Origin of the sequence: Gilliamella sp. CG25 (genome assembly GCF_046635705.1) — a bacterium.
In the GTDB taxonomy this organism is placed as follows: domain Bacteria; phylum Pseudomonadota; class Gammaproteobacteria; order Enterobacterales; family Orbaceae; genus Gilliamella; species Gilliamella apicola_I.
In genome coordinates, this window is the sequence record NZ_JBIDFJ010000002.1 from 264,155 (window position 1) to 280,357 (window position 16,203).

14 protein-coding genes and 1 tRNA gene are annotated in these 16,203 nt (G+C 32.5%); 1 reads left to right on the forward strand and 14 read right to left on the reverse strand.

The features are described 5' to 3' along the window. Positions 1–59 precede the first annotated feature (59 nt). From ACGH6P_RS02670 to ACGH6P_RS02730, 13 genes are all read right to left on the reverse strand, one after another. Positions 60–1,574: a tannase/feruloyl esterase family alpha/beta hydrolase gene (locus tag ACGH6P_RS02670; protein ID WP_411596665.1), complete on the reverse strand. Its 1,515-nt coding sequence runs from the start codon at positions 1,572–1,574 to the stop codon at positions 60–62. A gap of 267 nt (positions 1,575–1,841) precedes the next feature. Then, positions 1,842–2,687 (reverse strand): hypothetical protein, encoded by an 846-nt coding sequence (locus tag ACGH6P_RS02675; RefSeq protein WP_411596666.1) that lies wholly within the window; start codon positions 2,685–2,687, stop codon positions 1,842–1,844. A gap of 257 nt (positions 2,688–2,944) precedes the next feature. After that, complete coding sequence (locus ACGH6P_RS02680; RefSeq protein ID WP_411596667.1) at positions 2,945–3,775, reverse strand: carboxypeptidase-like regulatory domain-containing protein; 831 nt, start codon at positions 3,773–3,775, stop codon at positions 2,945–2,947. A gap of 8 nt (positions 3,776–3,783) precedes the next feature. Then, entirely contained in the window at positions 3,784–6,597 is a 2,814-nt protein-coding gene (locus tag ACGH6P_RS02685; RefSeq protein ID WP_411596668.1) for a phage tail protein, read from the reverse strand. After that, positions 6,567–6,785 (reverse strand): hypothetical protein, encoded by a 219-nt coding sequence (locus tag ACGH6P_RS02690; protein WP_220217144.1) that lies wholly within the window; start codon positions 6,783–6,785, stop codon positions 6,567–6,569. Before ACGH6P_RS02690 ends, ACGH6P_RS02685 begins: the two co-directional genes overlap by 31 nt. Continuing rightward, on the reverse strand, positions 6,785–7,024 hold the full coding sequence (locus tag ACGH6P_RS02695; RefSeq protein ID WP_411596669.1) for a hypothetical protein: 240 nt from the start codon (positions 7,022–7,024) through the stop codon (positions 6,785–6,787). The genes ACGH6P_RS02690 and ACGH6P_RS02695 overlap by 1 nt, the downstream gene beginning before the upstream one ends. A gap of 9 nt (positions 7,025–7,033) precedes the next feature. Next, a complete protein-coding gene (locus ACGH6P_RS02700) occupies positions 7,034–7,819 on the reverse strand; it encodes a phage BR0599 family protein (protein ID WP_411596670.1) in 786 nt (261 codons plus the stop codon). Continuing rightward, positions 7,803–8,981: a hypothetical protein gene (locus ACGH6P_RS02705; RefSeq protein WP_411596671.1), complete on the reverse strand. Its 1,179-nt coding sequence runs from the start codon at positions 8,979–8,981 to the stop codon at positions 7,803–7,805. The genes ACGH6P_RS02700 and ACGH6P_RS02705 overlap by 17 nt, the downstream gene beginning before the upstream one ends. Before the next feature lie 230 nt (positions 8,982–9,211). Then, positions 9,212–10,828: a hypothetical protein gene (locus ACGH6P_RS02710; RefSeq protein ID WP_411596672.1), complete on the reverse strand. Its 1,617-nt coding sequence runs from the start codon at positions 10,826–10,828 to the stop codon at positions 9,212–9,214. 246 nt (positions 10,829–11,074) lie between these two features. After that, complete coding sequence (locus tag ACGH6P_RS02715; RefSeq protein WP_267359819.1) at positions 11,075–11,380, reverse strand: hypothetical protein; 306 nt, start codon at positions 11,378–11,380, stop codon at positions 11,075–11,077. Positions 11,381–11,406: 26 nt separating this feature from the next. Further along, the gene (locus ACGH6P_RS02720; RefSeq protein ID WP_267352273.1) at positions 11,407–11,826 is read right to left on the reverse strand and encodes a hypothetical protein; all 420 of its coding nucleotides are present in this window, start codon (positions 11,824–11,826) and stop codon (positions 11,407–11,409) included. A gap of 37 nt (positions 11,827–11,863) precedes the next feature. Next, the gene (locus ACGH6P_RS02725; RefSeq protein WP_411596673.1) at positions 11,864–13,405 is read right to left on the reverse strand and encodes a phage tail tube protein; all 1,542 of its coding nucleotides are present in this window, start codon (positions 13,403–13,405) and stop codon (positions 11,864–11,866) included. 886 nt (positions 13,406–14,291) lie between these two features. After that, positions 14,292–14,368: transfer RNA gene (locus tag ACGH6P_RS02730), tRNA-Ile, on the reverse strand. A gap of 221 nt (positions 14,369–14,589) precedes the next feature. On the opposite strand from ACGH6P_RS02730, the gene ACGH6P_RS02735 reads away from it, so the two are divergent. Then, positions 14,590–14,949, forward strand: coding sequence for a DUF4156 domain-containing protein (locus ACGH6P_RS02735; RefSeq protein ID WP_065557704.1), 360 nt, complete (start codon positions 14,590–14,592; stop codon positions 14,947–14,949). A 53-nt stretch (positions 14,950–15,002) separates the two neighbouring features. Here ACGH6P_RS02735 and serC read toward each other — a convergent pair whose 3' ends face one another. Continuing rightward, positions 15,003–16,088: a 3-phosphoserine/phosphohydroxythreonine transaminase gene (gene serC, locus ACGH6P_RS02740; RefSeq protein ID WP_411596674.1), complete on the reverse strand. Its 1,086-nt coding sequence runs from the start codon at positions 16,086–16,088 to the stop codon at positions 15,003–15,005. Positions 16,089–16,203: the final 115 nt, after the last annotated feature.

The window sequence follows — 16,203 nt, forward strand, 5'->3', positions numbered from 1 at the left end:
TTAGATTAAACTTATGTCATTAAGTCAATTTCCAGACCTATTTAGACCTACTAAGGCATTTACTGACATTCAAAATTAGCAGGATTATTGGTATTACCCTCACCTTTGTAAACTGTTTTTTGTGGATATGCACATAATGGTCGTTGCAAAGTAAGATTACCATTCTCTATTTTTTTGGCTGTTAGGGTTTTTGGCGGTTGTTGTTTTTCGACCCAATTTACCAGTGATTCAAAACCATTGATCTGGTCTGCACCATCACCACCATTACAATGATCAACGCCCGGTGCCATATAAAGCTTAACAAATTCATCCGTGTGTTTCTGTCCCCCCATTAATTTTACAACGTGATTGTAATAATGAATCGTCCCTTTGGGTGGGATTAAACGATCATCCCAACCATGCCAAATAATCATTTTTCCACCGGATTTTTTAAACTGACTCAAATCTGGGTTATCCGTTCCCATAACAGGTCTGAATAAATCGACTGATTCATTGAAATAATCGACAAAGCTTTGGTAGTCCATATTTTTCCAATCAAGATTTGGATTCTGAGCTATCCAATATTTAAAATAATCAACAGGGATTGGAAAAGGTTCATTACCAGCAAGAGCCTCTTGCGGTGCGGTTTTTTCCACACCAAACCATAAGGATTCTCCAAGTTGATTCGTCGGACCTTGCCAAATTTTTCGTAATGCTATAATTTCAGCATCATTAAAATTATGTTCTTTTAAAAAGTTATCAGAAATTTCTAATGCTGTTGGATCATTGATTATACCGTCTTTAATTCCATCTTGTTCATCAGCTAATTGAATTATTGCCTTTCGTAACATTATAAGTTTATGAGTGTCAATCGGATGCCCTAACTCCTTTTGCATAACAACTTGAGGCCACAATTCAGAAGGGATAAATTTGTCCCATTGAATAGCTGGTGCCACAATATAGATACCGTCATAATCAGCGGGAAATCTTTGCGCCTCCATTAATCCTTGTCGCCCTCCCGTTGAACAACCATTCCAATAAGAATAGTCAGCTGGTTTACCATAATACGCTTGAATAATTTGTTTAGTTTTAATTGTCATTTCGTGAACACTACGATAAGCAAAATCTGCTATCGTATCGGCTTGTAACTGATTGTTTTTGAATACAAAATAACCTTCAAACAGATTCCCACTATGTCCGGTATCTGTTCCCATTGCTGCGTACCCTCCTTGAACTGCAACAGCTAATTCGTCAAAAGGAATAAAACCAGCATATCCCCCTCCCCCAATGGCTTGTAAACGATGATTCCATTGAGTTGGCAACCAAACTTCAACGTTGATCTTAGGTTGAATCACCAATTCAATCCGACAAAGCTGAGGAAGTTGAGATATCTCTTTTGTATCCGCATTGCGCAATGAATCCGCTAAATTAGACGGCGGCGTAAAACGATCGGCAATAAGTTCTGTTTTGATAATTTTAGCATCATCAAATTTAAGGTTTACTAATGTTTGGCAACGTTCGTTATCATTAGCGTTTGCAAAATTGAAAGTACCAAAACAGCTTAATATCGTCAAAAATAATAGACAATGTTTCATTCTTACCTATCTCCCTGTGAATTTAATCATTTTTTTAAGTTTACAGATTATTAGTATTTTTATAAACGATAATATCAGTTTTACAACGTTATAGTTAGGCTGAAATTTTGGTTAAGTTTATTGCTGTATTTTAAATTTATTTTATAGTTTTGATAATTAAATCATAATTTTTATGTATGCTTAATGATAAAAACAGCCTCGTGTTGAGGCTAATTTATTATTTAATTGATTAATTTGATTTATAAAAAATACTCTATATTCTTTGGCTCAAACCTTAATATTATCTATAATAGCGGCATTTTTATTACCGGTTGCTTGATCAAAGGCTACGGCATAATATTCATGATTAGGTCTTATTCTTAAACTCACTTGACCATTTTCATCTGTGGTATAAGTCATCATGACTTCTCCCGTTTTTCTTAAACAAAGCTGAATTTCGCAATGAGATAAAAGGTTACCCTCTTCATCTTTTACCTGTGCGACAACATCTTTACGATTAACTAGCCAACTAATAATATCATTGACAATCTGTATTGCTTCTTCTGTTAATGGTCGGCTAAAAGGAAAACCGATAAAAGCACAATCGCTACCAAAAACTTCACCATTGACATTTAAACTGCCTTGGCGGAATATGGCGGTATTAATATCATAAACACCATTGACCATCTGATTCACTGATAAAATTTCGATTCCATACTCTATTTTTAAATCTTCTTTTATCATAAACGTGTCACCGCTATTGATAATTGCGCCTGTTTCGATTTTTTTATCACAGGTTAATACGTCGCTAACATTGATTATCCTATTTAAATTTCCACCTGAATAATACATAGGTTTTTTGGTCATTCCCAGTGACATAATACTGCCCGTACTATTTCTGGTTCCACCCGCTATAACTGGAATACCCTTTTTAGAGCAGTTTTTAATGCAAAATGATGTGGTATATTCTGTTCCATTTCGATAATCCATAATTAAATCGAATGTCGATAAATACTGTTCATTGTAATCTGTCGAGCTTGCTATACAAAAAGTAATGTCATGATATGGATTTAGTGCATCTATCATTGATTGCACTCTTATAAGTTCTTCACTGCATATAACAATTTTGGCCATTTTGACCTCCTGAAAAACGTAATTATAAAATTTAAAAGATTGATAAAAACAATTAACCATTCATTGAAAATATATGTTTATTAGCATGTACAAGTGATTTTTAGTTCCAAACGTCGTTTTAATATCGTGATAAAATGAATGGTTAAATTGAGAAGTTATAGTTGGTTAGATTAGAATTTCGGTTTTAAGTATTATTTAAAATTATTTAATAGGTTAATTTTATGGGACTTATATTGATATGTTATTATTATGATTAATCAAACTTTGATATTATCTATAATTACTGCATTTTTCTTACCATTATCTTTATCAAATGCAATGACATAGTAGCTTTGTCCAGAAAATACTTCAGCAGAAAATAAACCGTCTTCATTACTTGTTATTTCCGAAACTAATTCTCCTGTTTTCTGATCATATATTTTTACCTCTCTTGAGATTGGTTGATCTGTTTCATCCACCACTTTTCCCGATAGGGTTGTATAATTTTGAAAACAAAAATTAATAGCATTATCGAGCATTTTTATCGCATTTCTTGTTAAAAATTCACGATCTAAGAATGACATAAAAACACAATTTGCGCCAAAAGTTCCCCCATATGTATCGACCGTTCCTTTTTTAAATTGTGCACAAATGATAAAATCATCACGGTCATGATACATAGCACACAGTGCTTCACCCCCAGGTGCCATTGAAGAAATAGGAAAGGACGAACACCATGTTGGTTTCAAATAAGGGGCAAAACCCAATTTAGGGATCTTTTGTGTTATTAAAGATATTTTCAATGGTCTTAAGTAATTCCAATCATTAACTTGATGTTCATTTTGAGCAAACATACCTAAATCTTTAGCTAAAGAAACTGTCGATGACGTCCCTTGCGCTACAATTGCAGGAATACCATTATCCACGCATTGTTTAATTACCTCTTTACGCGAATATTGGGTTGTTGATACGATTAAATCGTAGGTCATCAATTGATTATAAGTTATATTGTTATCTATCAGATAATCAACTTGGTGACCTAACCCATCAAATACATTCTTGATGTCTTTTCGATAGGTGCTAGTAGATATAATTGCTATTTTTGCCATAATTTTTCCTATTTAATTTTGACTAGTAGATTATTTTTATCAATTGCTGATTGTTCTTCATGAATTTTAAAAATTAAGTCATTATGAAGTTCAATCGAATGAGAAAATGGTGTAAAACAATAAATATTATCGACAATACTTGATATTTGAATATCTAGCGTTCCCTGAAGATATTCAGAAACATCCAATTCAAATGTAGTAACATCAATAATTTGATCTACAATTATTCTTTTATTGAGTTTGATGGTCAGATGATATTTAACACCACTTTCTGGTGTAATATCGCTTTCATACCATCCAATAAGTTCTCCTGATGTTTGTTGAAGTCGATTTCTCGATGACCATTTGATGTAGAGTAGGTCGGTACTGAGTTTATCGGGAAAATAAAAATTATTTATCGTAACATTTGCAGGAGGATAAGGTTTTGCAGCTCGACCTTGAATATTAATCATTGCACCTGTCGCTAATGAAGGATCTAATGAATCAGTAGAAGTGTTTGTAATAATTCGGCAATCAACTTTATCACCTTGATAATATTCATCACTTTTTAATGATAATTGTCCCCCACAAAAATAGACTTTACTCCCTTTTTCATGTTTTTCTGGTAATGTGTCAAGACACCCTCTTTTGACGGTCAGCTGATTGTTAGAAAAAGATTGAACATATAAAATTTCGTTTCCAATCAAGATCCAGTTATAGTCTTGTTCTGGTGGATTAAAGTTGAGTGTAATAATTGATGTAACTTGATCAAGTTCATGCTCTATTAATCTCATTTCACAATCTATGATATTTTCTGGATTCTCAAAAGTATTCGAAAGAGAGGTAACTAATTCACTATGAAAAGTCCCCTCAGGTGGCGATGCAATTGTTGCAGCTATTTGACCGATCGACTTATCATCTTGAATCATAAAATCAACTTCTCTTTGCCCGTAATTATAAACCAGTTCATAATAGGGACATTCCATAATAGCGTAATGTTCAGCTGGTTTAGCTAAATTTATATCGGTTGTGGGTATAATGACGGGTTGATTACTTACCACTGTCGATGATGGCAATGAAAACACATCTCTCATGCATTCAACGGTAACTTGATTACTTTTCTGAGTACCGTAATCAAGTGAAGTTACACGCATTACGGCTTTATTTAGCCCTAGCTGTGGCATATCCAATACAAAAACATCACCACGATTAAGCATTCTTCCGTCTAAATTAAGGGTTAATGAAACAGAAGCTAAATCTGAAGATAATGCGGCTAAATCACGAAGTGCTAGTCTAGAAGCTAATGAACGATTGTAAACCATATCATAAGTAACAGTCGTATTATTTTCACGTCCAGCCATCAAAATTAAAGCATCATCCCGAACAGTCACTGAACCTTGTTTATAGTCATTTGTTCTGTCTATAAAATTGACGGTAACCGAGTTAATCATCTCAGTGATGATATTTTTTTTAATATCGGAAATTTTGACTATATTCGTTTTATCAAAAAGAGGTAATTTTTCAATATGGTAGTCATTTCGAATTACTTTTATTTCAAATTGATTTGTTTTAGCATTTTGATATAAAACACAGTTTGCAGTATTTTCAATATTTTTCTTCAAATCTTCAAACTTACTTTGATCATTCCATATATAAGAAAGACCAAGTTTTTCTCGATAAAAGAGATCAGCAGCTTGTCTAAATGAATCTTCGTTAATGCTGTTCTTGATTAGGCTCGAATTAAAACCATTTTGCTGATTAAGTACTAATTCTCTTAGTATGTGAGCGGGATTCATATCTGCATTGAGATTATTGATTGCATTCATGATGGTATCATAAATAATGTTCGAATCGGTTCCCTTTATTACTGGTATCCCATCTTCTGGCGTATTATCAATTTTTGAACTTAATGATTTATTGGTATTATCAACATTGATACAAAATATATTGACATCATGTTCATCTTGTTCATTAAATTGACCTTTTTTATCAATCATATTATGAATTTCTTCATTTTTGATATGGTCAGCGTTTTCTAGTTCACCATCACTAACAAAAATACAACATCGATTCATTGTTTGATTGAATGTGTCTTTAAAGAAATTTATAGAATGAGATAACACATTTTCAAGATTTTCTCCGCCAACAATTTTTAAATTATCAATAAAAGATAAAAGACCTACAATATCGTTTTGAGAAACTTTTCTAACTAGTTTTGTTTGTGGATTTCCGCCTTGATAAGTGGTTATCAGAATATCTAATCTTAATGTCATCAAATCGATTGAAGTTGAAAGATTTTGTATAGCACGTTTCATCGCTGATTTAAGTGCTTGGATTCGCCCTCCACTCATACTCATTGAAGTATCCAATATAAAATGGATAGCTGTATTTGCACTTCCATTTTCAGTTCTTATTTCTGCTTTACTGTCATACCATTGTCGTGTTTTTTTGGAGTCTTGATAATGTATACGCTGAACAACTGCCGAAATATCTTTCATATAAGGGTTATTTCCCCAATAAAATTGTCGGAATACAAGACCCGCGACATGACGATAAGCCGGTACAATAGCTGATAATTTACTTGCCAAATAACTATTTCGATTATGTTGATGATGACCTGAATACACATCAACTGTACCTGATACACCACCTTCCCTTTTGTCACCACCGAATAATCCTTGTTTATTTATGGCTATTTGTCCATCTTGCACAGCACCTCGCCATGCTGTCCTGTCTGCTACGCTAATATTAGTCAATTTATCGATAGTGCCTTGACATAAAACCATACTGACTCCAGCGTAATATTTATAACCTACAGTTTGCTTTTTCTTACTTCCGCCCATGTTCTACGCTCCGCATGTTCTATAACTTGATTTGCCATTGCATCATTGGTTGATTTTAAAATTTCAGCATCTATTCCTTCTTTCAAAAATTGGTTCCAATCGAGTCCATGACGTTTAAAAAACTCCCGTCCACCACGACTACATTGTTTTACTGCAATCATATCGTCTCTGGTTACAATTATTTTCATTATTTTTTGCCACCTTTTTTTCTAATAGCTGACGTTTTTTTATCTCCAATCCAGGTATAAATTGGATTGGTTATCTTAACGGTACCAAATACAATGGGTATTCCCGTTCCTTCTGTTGAAGTTCCCGTTTTAAATTCATCAACTTCTATTTTTTGTTGATTTGCTTTGCCCTTTGAAGACACCATCCCAACGACCATTCCAACAACAACAGCAACTAATGCAGAAATTAAAAAAAACATATTTCGCTCCTAAACAATTGAATTACCGTTATTTAACGGTTCTAAAGGTAAATAAGGAAATCCACCATAATTGATGGTATTATTAAATGAATGACAAGAATTTAGGGTTCTTAAACAACCTTTGTACAGCGTAATTTGTAATATCCCTTTATTTAAATTGTCCAACAATTGCTGATTTTTTCTGATTAGGACTATTGATGATTGATTATGTTCTTTAATAAACGTCTGTTCGCCTTCAGGTGTCCTTAAAATACCTGCCGTGAAATAACCATTTTCAATTTCACGTTCAAATTCAACCGTGACGATATCATTTTCATAAGCTAACACAGTGCCTTCTACCTTAAAATCCTCTCTATTTAGACCACAATGTTCGCCATAAAGAGAATAACGACAATTACGCTGAATTTTTTCATTTACACCAGTTTGCCCTGAGCGTGTAATCAATAATTCAAATGTCATCACCATCTCTTTTTCTGATGTTGATGTCTGAGTTAAACGCCCACTCCATGACATCGTAGTCATATTTTTTTTATCGAGAATATAGATATCAACAAGTAAATGCTTCGTGATATCCGGGTTTATCCATGATTTCACGACTTCATTAGTAATTGGCATGGTTATATCAATTTTATTTTTGGAAATAGCGGCATCCCGTTTTATCGCTGTGCGATTGATGGACTCTTTTTTATATGTCTGATTATCAATATTTAGTTCACGCATACCATTGGTATAACGATATGTATTGATTCCATCATTAAAAACATATAATTCAGCTTGTTTAAAAATATTGATCATCGAAAACCTCGATTATTGGAATGTTAGATTGAGCTTGTAAATAGGTATCGTATTCAATTTGTATATCATCGGTGTCAAAACGACATAACATTAAGTGACTAATTTTTGTTATAGGCTTAGTGATAACTTGATCAATCGTTAATTGAATACTTTTACCCGTATTTTTAATATTGATAATTTTTACATACGAAACACTATCTGGATGAAATAATGCTAAATATTTAAATGATGGGTTAAATGATTGATTTTCTATATAAATCTTATCGCCTAATATATGTGTTTTAACAAGATTTTCATCGTTATCACATAACCAAAATGCGTTAAGTTTTCCTTCGATTCGATAAATAAATTTTTTAAAAGCCTGGATTTCTTTCAGTCCATCAAGGTAAAAAGTCAAAGATCGAGACAGCTTTGAATATTGCCAATTCTCAATTCGGGTAATTTTACCTAGATCATAATCAACAATTTCAATATCTTTTTGAATTGTTGATTCATTCACTCCATAACAATTATGCAATACTTCTAATCCAAGATACTTGATACCATAATTAGCGCCGCTGCTAAAATTCAATTCATGACTTAGCTCAACACTAATATCTATTTGACTTTCATACCCTGAAGTCGTGTATTTAGTATTAGTAAGATAACATGGCATTAATGGAAGAATATACGCTGCTTTATAATGATAATTTATCGGTTTTATATTGACCTGCTTTTCAACAGGAACTCTTTTTTTTAGTTCAAACACTAATTTGGTTTTTTTGGGTTCTATGAAAACAAATTCTAATGGATTTTGTTTTGGTAATTGTAGCCATTCATTTACTTCACTATGTTCAGCATTCTGGTAAATCAAAAACTTATCACCCACTTTTTGATTTAAGATATTAGGTATAGTTTTCTGACCTAATTCTAGTTCCCCAAGATATATTCCTGACAACCAATCTGGTATCAACCATATCTCAGTAAAATTATTTCTGAGTGAATTTAAATAATAGTTACGATTATGAATATGAGTTAAAAATGAGTATTCATAAGAAACTCGTGGTAAAGCACGTAAACCTATTCTGTGCTCTCTACCGTTTTTTGTTTCGATGATATCAGTTAGCCAGGAAAATGTTTCTTTAGCCCCTTTTATGGGTTGTTCTGTAATGATATTTGACATGTTGGCCTTCTTTAAAATAAGAATTAAGCAATTTTTGATATGTTGACAATGGTGAAAGGCTAGCTAAATGCGCTTTTGTTAATTTGTTCTTGAATGTTTATAAAGAAAAAGCGCCAATTGAGGCGCTTAATTTTATTAGTTACTCAAGTTTTAAATCCACTTTGATCTTATAACTATATCATTTGGGATTTTCAATTTTGATGCAATTTGGTCTTACTTAGACATTTTAATTAACAAGCTTTCACTATTGTTGCTAGTTCATCACCATTTTCTCGATTTATTTGCATTATTCGCTTGACACCTTCTTGAGTAGATAACCATTGCTGTGCACTGTCATTGTCATTGACTAATGCAATATTAATGATTGGGGCAATAGTTTGTAAGCTACTTTCAGCTTTTTCAGATGTTGAACTTTGATTTGTAATTTGAGGAACTTGTATGCTACTCATATCTCCACGTTGTAAGGCTTCAAGGTTATTAACCCCTATTCGTTGCGTTGCTGACGCATTCATCACAAATTCTTGACCATGTACTAGACCTGCTACCTGAGTTCGTGCCAGATTCCCCGTATAACCACCTTTCATAAAGCCTGTTGATTGAGATCGAATGGCTGCGACATTCGCCATACCGGAAGTAATAGCCGCCGCCGCAGCTGCTGCACCTAGAGCCGGGCCTATATAAGGAATACCTGCCATAGATGCATAGGCAGCATTAGCAGATTGATAAGTATTTACAATGGCCTGTGCAATCGCTGCTGCTTTACCAACTTTAGCCATCGTAGCATTATTTGAACTTTGTAATTTTGCCACATTGCCAAAAAATTTATCTGCCTGACTTAAAATAACATCATTTTGTTTGGCCCAAACTTGTGCTCTTAATGATGCGGCAACCGACTGATCAAGATTGAATTTTTCTGTAAGAACATTTATTTGATCATACATCGATTGATATTGTTCAATCTGCAAACTTAATAAGCTCCAAGAGTTTTCGAACATTCCTGTAAATGGACTTCGACTATCTGTGTTCAACACGTTGATTATTTCATTATCATCTAATTCGGACAGACTTAAAGCATTAACCAAATCACCAAAATCTTGTTGCTTTTGTTTTTTTGAATTGTTCTCTAAGCCGTCTTTAATCGCAAGTATTCTCAAATATTCCTGATTCAATTCGATTGTTTTTCTTAATTCAGCATTTTGCTGTTGATTTAATATTAAACCTTTATTCATCAGATCTAGAGTGATACGATTAAATTCATTTTCTATAGCCCTTTCTTGAGAAGAGAGTTTCATCAGTTCCCATGTTCGCTCTAACTCTTTATTATAATTACCAAGCGGATCTATTGATTCATTATATTGCTGATTCAATAATGTCATATAGTCACTGTACTCATTTTGACTAATTGCTGCTTTTTGATAGATGCCTGCCAATTCTGATTGTTTTTTGTTGAATTCTGTTAGTTTATCATTTATTGGATTTAACGAACTTAGTAAAAGTTGTTCATCTGGAGTTATTAATGTGTTATCTGTATTTTTAGCTGTTGATTGATGTTGTGCTATCCCTGTATTTTTTGTTTTTGTCGTCAATGTATTGAAATTTTCATTTGGATTCTTCAATATTTTTGTACGATTTATTACAACCTCAAAGCTTTTTAATATTTCGTTACTTAAGTTTTTAATACTATCTTCAGCTTTCTTAAACGGATCTGTATTCCAACTATTTTTTAACAATGTTTTTAATTTGTTTAAATTTATTCTTGCTGAAACTGAAGCACTATCGATACCTTTTAGCTTTGTTTTGATTGAGGAAGGAATATTCTCTGAAAACTGTAATGTTTCAATTGCCATATAAACCCCTTTTTTGCCTGAATATAATCAAATTGAGGTACAATATTTATTAACTAATAAGTCTGTCTCTCATGTTGATATATTTTTAAAGCGCTGATTTAAATTATTTATAGGTAAACTTTTTACAAAATAGTAGTAGTTATACAAGTTCATTTTAGCCTTATATAACCACTCTATTTTCAATAAAAAATTTAATGAACTAAGCTTAATAAAGATGAATAATCATCTACTTTTAAAAAATGTTACTTAGTTTTTTGATTTAAAAGCCCGATTAACATGTTTTAAATTTACCTTATCCATTTCACGTATTAGATAAACAAAATCATTCGTATCTTCATTATCTAATTGATAAAACCGAGCGTATTCAATGATTGCTAACCATGAAATAGGTGTTGGGCCCATTGAATGTGATCGTGTCGTATCTAAATCGAGAAAAGCTTGATAGTAAAATTCAAGATGTTCGTCAAGTTCGGGTTTATTTTTGATTTTATCTGGAAGTGCTTGTCCCATTTGTTGAGACATTCTGATGATATCTTCGTCCTTTCCATTCATATCAAGTTGATATTCAAGGACTTCAATTAGTTTTTTATATCTTTTTCCAGCTCAACCGTTTTAAATAAATCAATATCACTTGCTTGTGCAATTAAATCATTGAATAAATCTGGCAACTGAGTTAAGAGCTTAATTGCATTGTCAGAAGTGAACGGTATAATTTTATTGTCACGTCCTTGTATGTTTTCCCAGCCTCTTAGTACACCACCAACAAAAGCTTGCATCGAAATTTCAATGACTTTATCTTCTGGCAAAGAATCTAACTGTATTTGTCTTTTGTATTGTTTAGTTAGTTTTTTGATTAACATCGAGTATTTAGAATTTACGCCTCCCATTCGGGCTAAATAGAACGTTGGAATTGTTCCATCTTTATTGGCTCCATAAGTCACTGGAACCCCATCTTTTTCTTTATTTCTATCTGTTTCAAATTGTTCAAATAAACTCATTTTCTTCTCCTAAAAAGCACAATTATGATTAATATAATTAAACGTTAACATATGGCATTGCTGAATCAGGAAGGTATTCAAATGTTTGATACATCATTGTGTAACCATGTTTGTTTTCCGCCCCTGTTTTCTCAAGTGGTATCGTAATTTTCTGATCTTTTTCTATATTAGGCATACCACCACTTAATGCTAATAAAGGAATGTCAAAAATGACACCTGAATTTTCCGCAGCTAAAATTGTCGAAAAGCCAACATCGGCGTTATTTCGAATCGCTTCAATCGCATCAACTGAAGAAAAGTATGCGGTAATTGATCCGGTTACACTAAAATTACCAACTGATACATCAAAGCTTCCTAAAATTCCAAGTCCTTTAACTCCTGTAACACCATTAGAAATAGCTAAACTGGAATCAGTAACATAAGCAAATAAAGCACTTGGTGTTGAACTTTTGGTATCATTGATACTTAATTTTTGTCGATAAATATTAGAAGTTGCGTTAAAAGGTGATGATTTATCACATTCTAAACGTTCACCTATAATTCGATCCTTCCCTTTTTTCGTGAAAGAATTACATCCAACATAATTCAAATCTGCAGTAACATATTGCGCTGACCCCATATTAATGGTTAATTCATTTGCAACTGCCCCATTAACGTATTGGGCTTGAATTTCGTTATTAACTGAACCGAGTGTTCGTTCAAAACAATAGGTTTTTTTAACAATTTTATTTTGTTCTTTTTCATTTTTAATTACCGTTCCAAAATAGATTTCTAATTTAATATTAGCACCGGTATCATTTTCAGGCACAAAGTCGGTATCATCAAAAGTTATTGTTTTCGCAGTAATTTCGGTTATTCTTGCCCAACCTCTATTTTTTGGAAAATAAGAGTCCGATGCATCACCACCAACCCAAATCCATTCACCTTCAATTAATCCGAGCTTAGTTAAATCAGTCGAAGTAGAAACCAATTTAGGTAATGTTCCTTTTTTAACTTCCATTGAACAACTACCAGAGCTGAATTTAAAACCTACCGCAGAAATTTTTGCGCTAGCTGGCGGATTCAATTCTTCTATTTGTGGTGTACTTGAGTTAGTTGAAATATTGTTATCAGAGCAAGAAGATACAATTTTTAAACCATTGTTTGCAAAATTGCTAAACCCTGAAGCATGAATAATCGTGCCTGTCAGTAATTTTTGCGGTAATTTATGACTATCTAGAAAATTATAACCTTTTGATACACTCTTAATAGGTAATGTTTTACCGCTAAGTGATTGAGTTGTAAATTTTTCTCTTGCTTCTGCAAACATGAAGCCTCGCATTAGCCATGGAAAAATATTTTTAGTCATATCAAGGCTAAAACCTGCTGAAGCATCAATATCAACAATTTTACCCTTTTGATTTTGTCGTGAAGGATTGATCGTTTCTCGCTGTAGTAAGGTTGTAGAACCGCCGAAATCACTATAGCTATTTACTTCGATACCATGCCAAACAGGATTGCTAGGAAGTATTTTTAAATCATCTTCTTCTGCGATGTATAAACTTGTAACATTACTGTCAATTGTTTTTGTTGTATTCATATTATTTCCTAATTAATTAAATGTTTTAGTTGTATTTGCAAAATAACAATTGAAAATATTGCTATTTTGCGGTGGTTGATTATCAGAATTTCTAAATAAATCGTTAGAATTGAGGCTATCAATTCATCTAATATACTGATGAAATTTCTGATTTAATTTTTTGAGATTGTATTATTAGAAAGTTGTTGAGAGTTTGAATAAACTCACGATGGAGATGATGTTTAAGGTTTAAATCTAAAAATTAAAACGTTACTTATGTTAACTTAAAAAGTTGCAAGAAAAGATATAACATCTTTTTTAATACTGATGGCACTGTTAGTAAGAAAAAATTAATTATTTTTTTACGTTTTTTGAAAACCTCCTTTTTAAATAATTTGGCATTGATCATATAAAAAATAAATCTGGAATATTTTATAAACTATCAATTTCATTTCTATCAACTAAAAAACGGGAAATTATTATTTTAGTAACCCATTAATGTTTTCGAGAAATAAAAAAGCCCCACTATTTATAGCGGGGCTTTAAATAAAATTATCTTAGTTTAGGTTAATTATACAGCAAAAATGTACGGTGTCAATTAATCAAGCTAAATTATCGGTTTTATTTAATTAAAAATACATATATCTCATTAAAATAAAATAGATAACTATATGATTATAAATATATTAAATTAATAAAATAATTTTTTAAACATAAGTTCAATTTTCGTTTATGCTAAAAATAAATTGCCGATAAAGCTCACATTACTAATTTTAAATGATTCAACTTAAAGTTCTAACTTTCGAATCAGAATTGATAAAAAAGATGGATGCTTTTACAGTTAGATATGGATGACTTAATAAATAATGTTTTTTTGAACGTTTATAAATTTGCTTGATTCTTATGATGGTGGCCCCTACTGGACTTGAACCAGTGACCAATCGATTATGAGTCGACTGCTCTGACCAACTGAGCTAAGGGGCCTTTAGTGATGTGCTACTAAGTTAGTAGGTTTGCGATTATAATAGACTTAAATCGATTTTGCTATAGTTAAATGCATAAATTAAGTCGGTTTGCTTATTTCTTAATCTTTAATCTATTGGATACTTTGGATTTTAATAACTGATATTTTTAAACCCATTAACCTGTTACAATGTTTTAGGTTATAATTAATGTTCTGTTGTTCTAATGGCTGAGGAAATATTATGTCTTGCAAAAAATTATTATTAGTTAGTTTAACAGTGTCTACAGCGTTATTTTTAAATGCATGTAGTAATTCTCAATATGAGCTTACCCAAGCTGGGCGTCAAGTTCAGTTTGTTGATACTAAACCAACGGCTAATTGCCAACTGTTAGGTAAAGCAGAAGGACGTCGTGGAACATTTTTTTCTGGTACAAAAACACATAGCGAACTGATACGTGATGCTGCATCTGATTTGATGAACAAAGCTGCTGCTATGGGGGGAAATGTGATATATGATGCTCAAGATGCATCATTACAATATATCTCAGATGTTGCACCAACTGATGCGGTTATGGTTGGTGATGTTTATCGTTGTAATTAAGATTGATTAAAAGGGGAAATACTCCCCTTTTTTATTCACAAAATTAATTTTAATTATCCATTTTGAGCTTCAAATTGTTTCATAAACTTAATTAAGTAATTCACACCTTCAATATCCATCGCATTATAAATTGATGCTCGCATTCCACCGGCAATACGATGCCCTTTTATACCAATAATATTGGCTTGCGTTGCTTCACTGACAAACTTTTTATCTAACTCTTCATTGGGTGATAAAAACGTTACATTCATGATGGATCGATTATTTTTAGCCACAGTGTTTCGATAAAAGTCTGACTGATCAATAAATTGATAAAGTTGTTGCGCTTTAGCATGATTGCGTTTTGCCATCGCTTCTAATCCGCCAAGTTTTTTAATCCATTTAAAAACTAGACCTGACATATACCAAGCAAAGGTTGGCGGAGTATTAAACATAGAATCGTAATCGTTCAACACTTTATAGTCTAAAACGGAAGGCAGAATAGATTTAGCATGACCAAGAAGATCTTCTCGGACAATAACAATGGTAATTCCTGAAGGACCTATATTTTTTTGGGCACCTGCATAAATGATACCATAACGGCTAACATCAATAGGTTGAGATAGAATACAAGAAGAAAAATCAGCCACTACAATTTTATCGTCAAAATTAGGTTCTTCAAATATTTCGACACCATCAATGGTTTCATTTGGGCAATAATGGACATATGCCGAATCACTATTTAAATGCCAATCAGACATAGGTTTAACCGATGTGATACCTGCCTGTTTAATAACAATATTTTGTTCGATAACATTGCAATATTTTTTTGCTTCTTTAGCTGCACATTCACTCCAATATCCACTATTGATGTAATCAGCACTAGTTTTATTTCCTAAAATATTTAAAGGAACAGCTGCAAATTGTGCGCGAGCCCCACCCTGACAAAATAATATTTTATAATTATAGGGTACTTTTAAAATGTCACGCAGATCATTGGTTGCATCAATCGCACATTGATCAAACTCTTTGCCTCGATGACTTAATTCCATCACCGAAGCGCCCGTATTTTGCCAATTTAATAATTCAGCCTGTGCTTGTTGTAAAACATCAGCAGGTATTTTAGCCGGACCTGCACTAAAGTTATAACTCTTACTCATTGCAATTCACTTTAATCCTTCAAAAAATAGACATACATTTTTACACTGTCTGGCAAGATATACAATCAGATTTTTATCAAGATTTTTTGAATAATCGACGTCAAATTTGTTTTGT

Coding starts and splice junctions, on each gene's coding strand:
- ACGH6P_RS02670 (WP_411596665.1), bottom strand. CDS start 1,574: ATGAAACATTGTCTATTATTTTTGACGATATTAAGCTGTTTTGGTACT.
- ACGH6P_RS02675 (WP_411596666.1), bottom strand. CDS start 2,687: ATGGCCAAAATTGTTATATGCAGTGAAGAACTTATAAGAGTGCAATCA.
- ACGH6P_RS02680 (WP_411596667.1), bottom strand. CDS start 3,775: ATGGCAAAAATAGCAATTATATCTACTAGCACCTATCGAAAAGACATC.
- ACGH6P_RS02685 (WP_411596668.1), bottom strand. CDS start 6,597: ATGGGCGGAAGTAAGAAAAAGCAAACTGTAGGTTATAAATATTACGCT.
- ACGH6P_RS02690 (WP_220217144.1), bottom strand. CDS start 6,785: ATGAAAATAATTGTAACCAGAGACGATATGATTGCAGTAAAACAATGT.
- ACGH6P_RS02695 (WP_411596669.1), bottom strand. CDS start 7,024: ATGTTTTTTTTAATTTCTGCATTAGTTGCTGTTGTTGTTGGAATGGTC.
- ACGH6P_RS02700 (WP_411596670.1), bottom strand. CDS start 7,819: ATGATCAATATTTTTAAACAAGCTGAATTATATGTTTTTAATGATGGA.
- ACGH6P_RS02705 (WP_411596671.1), bottom strand. CDS start 8,981: ATGTCAAATATCATTACAGAACAACCCATAAAAGGGGCTAAAGAAACA.
- ACGH6P_RS02710 (WP_411596672.1), bottom strand. CDS start 10,828: ATGGCAATTGAAACATTACAGTTTTCAGAGAATATTCCTTCCTCAATC.
- ACGH6P_RS02715 (WP_267359819.1), bottom strand. CDS start 11,380: ATGAATGGAAAGGACGAAGATATCATCAGAATGTCTCAACAAATGGGA.
- ACGH6P_RS02720 (WP_267352273.1), bottom strand. CDS start 11,826: ATGAGTTTATTTGAACAATTTGAAACAGATAGAAATAAAGAAAAAGAT.
- ACGH6P_RS02725 (WP_411596673.1), bottom strand. CDS start 13,405: ATGAATACAACAAAAACAATTGACAGTAATGTTACAAGTTTATACATC.
- ACGH6P_RS02735 (WP_065557704.1), top strand. CDS start 14,590: ATGTCTTGCAAAAAATTATTATTAGTTAGTTTAACAGTGTCTACAGCG.
- serC (WP_411596674.1), bottom strand. CDS start 16,088: ATGAGTAAGAGTTATAACTTTAGTGCAGGTCCGGCTAAAATACCTGCT.